This window comes from Flavobacterium sp. (assembly GCF_046155325.1).
Taxonomy (GTDB): Bacteria; Bacteroidota; Bacteroidia; order Flavobacteriales; family Flavobacteriaceae; genus Flavobacterium.
Map to the genome: position 1 here is coordinate 1 of NZ_JBJXDQ010000171.1, position 4,512 is coordinate 4,512.

The following is a 4,512-nucleotide window of genomic DNA, read 5'->3' on the forward strand; positions in this document are numbered from 1 at the left end:
TAAATTGAATACCTCCACTTGAGGCATTCCCTAAAGTAGTGCTAATGTTTAAAGCACCAGATCCTGAATACCCATATTCTTTAGCACTACTTGGTGCCACAGAAGGAACTAAACAAGCGATACCACAAGAGGCACCCGTATTAGTAGCAGCGCTATTTAATGTCAATGTTGTTCCTGTATCTACAGTAACATCGTTTCCATTATTCCCCATTATTAATAATCCATAATTAACAGGTGCTCCTACAGTTCCTAGCGTAAATCCAGTACCCCCGATAATTATAGGGTTTTTAGCCCCATCGACTACTCGAAGTGCATAAACGGCTAAAGCCGTGTTGTTAAGGCTAAAAGTAGTGGCGCCATTAAAAAGCATTTTATAGGTCGTGTTCGCTGCAGTACCACTAAATTGAATACCTCCGCTTGAGGCGTTAGTACTTGCACTTGTATTAATGTTTAAGGCACCGGATCCTGAATAGCCATATTCTGTAGCACTACTAGGAGCCACAGAAGGAACTTGACAAGCGATACCAAACGAGGCACCAACATTAGTAGAGGTAGCATTCAATGTTCCGTTATTCACAATACTACCTCCTTTTAAGGTGATAGCGACAACTGCAGTATTGTTGACCGTAAGAGTTGCCCCAGAATTGATGGTTAAGATAGAACCTGTGGTAGCACCACTAGCATTATTAATCGCAAGGCTGATTATTCCGTAAGTACCGCTAGCTATAACAGGAGTACCCCCATTGCTGATTACAACAATATCTGTTGTTTTGGTTTGACCAGGAAAAGTATCTGGACCATCACCTGTTGTTGTCCAGTTGGCAGCAGTTGCCCAGTCATTAGAAGCACTTCCGTTCCAGGTAAAGGTTTTAGTACAAGAAGCATTTACTGTAATGGTCATTGTAGCTGTTGAAGCACACTGACCTGCGTCTGGTGTAAAGGTATACACGGTAGTAGCCGCATTATTTAATGCTGGCGACCAAGTTCCTGTAATACTATTGTTAGACGTTGTTGGCAAAGCCGATAAACTTGCTCCTAAACAAATGGTAGCCACTTGAGTAAAAGTTGGTGTTACACCTGAATTTACCGTAATAGTCATTGTAGCCGTTGTAGCACACTGACCTGCAGTTGGTGTAAAGGTATAGGTTGTAGTAGCTGCATTATTTAATGCTGGTGACCAAGTTCCTGTAATACTATTGTTAGACGTTGTTGGCAAAGCACTTAAACTTTCTCCTGGACAAATAGCAGCCACTTGAGTAAAAGTTGGTGTTACTTGTGCATTCACCGCAAAATTACCTGCAGAAGTTCCTGTTCCAGCAGGAGTCGTTACTGCTACTGCACCTGAGGAAACTGGCCCAGGAGAAAGAATAGCGGTTATCTGGGTGCTACTATTAACAGTAAAACTAGCAACAGCTACACCGTTAACGGTTACTACTGAGGCACCTGAAAAGTCAGTTCCTGTAATGATTAAAGTAGAACCTCCACAACCTTGTGTGATAACAGTCGTTCCGTTACTGGTTAACGTACTAATTGTTGGCGCACTAGCCCCAAGTAAAGTAAAATTCAATGTAGCGGTGTTACAGCCAGTAGTAATACTAGTTGTTGTTGTTTGAGTATACGTTACATTATTTTCTGCCCATGTATAAGGAGTGTTTTGTGAAACTATTACACTTCCAGTTGTTGTTGATGGATTTACCGTAATAGTCATTGTTGTACTTAGAGCACACTGACCTAGGCCTGGTAAAAAGGTGTACGTAGTGGTAGTCGTATTATCCAAAGCTGGCGACCAAGTTCCAGTAATACCATTGTTAGAAGTTGTTGGCAAAGCCGATAAAGTTGCTCCTGAACAAATAGCAGCCACTTGCGTAAAAGTTGGGGTTACACGAGTACCACAATTCCAAGCACCAACATCTTTACCGTCAGATCCAAAAGCTATAGGAGTAACATCTCCAGCAGCTGCAACGCTAAATCTAACTTTCCCACTTGTATCGTCATAAGTTAAGTTAGACGAGGCAAGTGCAATAGTAGTACTTACAGTTGAACTAGTATTAGTCACATTAGCACTAATCCTTTGAGCAAGTGAATTAGTAAGAGTTGAACCTATACTAGCCGCAGAGCCCCAGTCACCTGGAGCAGCAACATTAGTATTTAATTTATTATCATAAAATAAGGAATTATATAGTTTTGTTGTTCCACCATCTGATCTTATAACTCCATAATCTTGGTTTGTAGCTCCTGTAGTATTTTGAAAAAAGGTGCAATTGTACCCATTAACAACAGCACCAGCAACAACCCACAAAGCAGCAGCATTAAGATTACCAGTAGCACTTGTTGTACTATTTTTATAAAAAGTACACCTAGTTAGTGTAACATTAGCACCAGTAGCGAGACTAATAGCACCACCTTTTGATAGGGCAGTATTTTCTTTAAAAAGGCAATCTGTAATAGTTACAGTAGTAAGAGTAATAAAAAGAGCACCACCACCTGTCGGGACAGTTGATACCAAGCTATTTCCTTCAAACCTACAATTTTCAAAATTTATAGTATTAGCTATATTGCTATACAATACTCCTCCTCCACCTGTTCCAATTGAACCAGTCGCCCCAGTAAATTTGATGTTTTTAAAAGTTACATTTTGGCTACCCGTACCAGCAGCATTATTAGTAAACATTCTTGTAGCACCAGCAGTACCCGTTAAAGTTGAGCCTCCTGCATCACCCTCTATGGTGTATGCGAAATTTTTATTTAAAGATTGACCTGAAGCAGGAACATTTCCCACAACCCTTAAAACATCGCCTGCTGAATCTATTTGACCGAAAGCAGTAGTAAAACTACCATAAGCAGTAGCTTCACTTGAACCATCACCAGTTCCGCCAGCCTTAACCCATACTGTTTGTTGAGAATACAAATTGCCCACTAAAAATAGAAGGCATAAAGTATAAAAAATATTTTTTTTCATAATCGATTTTTTTAGTTAATTATATTTAGTTTAAAATTTATTATACAAATAAAAATTAGTGACCCTTGAGGGTTCATTACCAATTATTTGTTGTCCTGAGGTTTCCCAAGGAGAAGTATCCCTACCGGCAGTTCCTGTTTTTAAACAGTGGCTAGTAGTATGCCATTTGTCAGCGAAACTTCCGTTCCAGCTAAAGGTCCTTGCGCCATGACCCTATTGACAAAGAGGCAACAAAAGACCGTATGTAGAGGCATTCCTCGTCATTTTGGTTTTTTGTAAGAATAGAAATTATTTTTCATAAACTAATGGTTTTTTGATTAATATAGTATCGGGAACTCTTCCCGTTTTTTTTTTCTTTAGGTGTACCTAAAATTTATTTTCGACTGTTTTTTTTTAAAAGCGTTTTTTTTATAATCGTTTTTAGTGAGGCACTTTAGTTTTGACTCAGGGTGACCTCCATAAAAAATGTTGATTTTAATTTGAGTTTGGACTTTATCCGTAAAATAAAAATCAACAATGCGATCCACACTGATGAATTCCTCTTTTTTAAGTTAGTTTAAAACTATGTTTTTTTAAAGATTTTTTTTTGACAAATAAAGCTAGCGAACATTAATAATTCATTAATTATTCATTAATAATTAATTTTTTAATGAAAAAATAAATTATTAAATTAAAAAAAGGGTGTTATTTTATCGATTTAGCAGCCTGTTGCAATCTATTCTTTACTAATTTTGCAGGCTTTTTGGGCTTTTTCATCATTTTTCGGATTTATATGGAAAACCCCATTTTTAAACAAAATATTCAATTAAATTAAAATAGTTTTTTTTCAGTTTAATTTTTATTAATTGCAATCAATATTCACCCAACTGCTTATTTTTTAATCTATTCTTTGTTATTTTACATGTTTTTTTATAAATTTTTATCCTATGTAAATTAACCAATACGAGTATAAAGATTCTCCGATGGAATTTCGGCCCTCTACACTTTGGTTTTTTCAACACTAAAAACTGTTTAAATATTCTTTATGGCTTCTGATTTACACATCGAAATTTCATTGGGTAAAAGCTCCTATTTGCTTTGTCTGTTAGATATCAATCGAGTTGATTATCCCTCAATGGTATTTTTTTCATTCAAAGCCTTAAAAACAACTTTTGCCTTAAATTCTTTACTAAATACTCTTCTGCTTCTTGACATAATTTAGGTAGTTTAGGTTATTAATTCCCATCTTAAATTATGTAATTCTTGTGTCATGTTTTTAGAAAGTAGGATACTAAATTATCCCCAATTGAATTTCATAATAACAAAAAAGGCTGTCCTTTCGGACAGCCTCTCTCACAAAAAACAATTATTATGAAAATTATCTTTTAATCACACGAACTGATTTAGTGTTAGCGCCTTGGTTTACAATTACATTGTAAGTACCAGCAGCTAATTTAGAACCAACTCTATTAGATTGTGCTTTTTCAACCAAACGACCTTGCATATCGTATACTTTCACACTCATTGCTCCTTTAGCAGAAGTTTCGATAGTGAACTCAGACGATGATGGGTTT

At 36.5% G+C, this 4,512-nt stretch carries 1 protein-coding gene and 1 pseudogene; both read right to left on the minus strand.

From position 1 onward, the window contains the following. Positions 1–2,959 (minus strand): annotated as a pseudogene (locus ACKVOD_RS11775) (beta strand repeat-containing protein); the annotation flags it as partial. A 1,357-nt stretch (positions 2,960–4,316) separates the two neighbouring features. Further along, the coding region (locus tag ACKVOD_RS11780; RefSeq protein WP_409209663.1) for a T9SS type A sorting domain-containing protein at positions 4,317–4,512 on the minus strand (196 nt) is incomplete at its 5' end.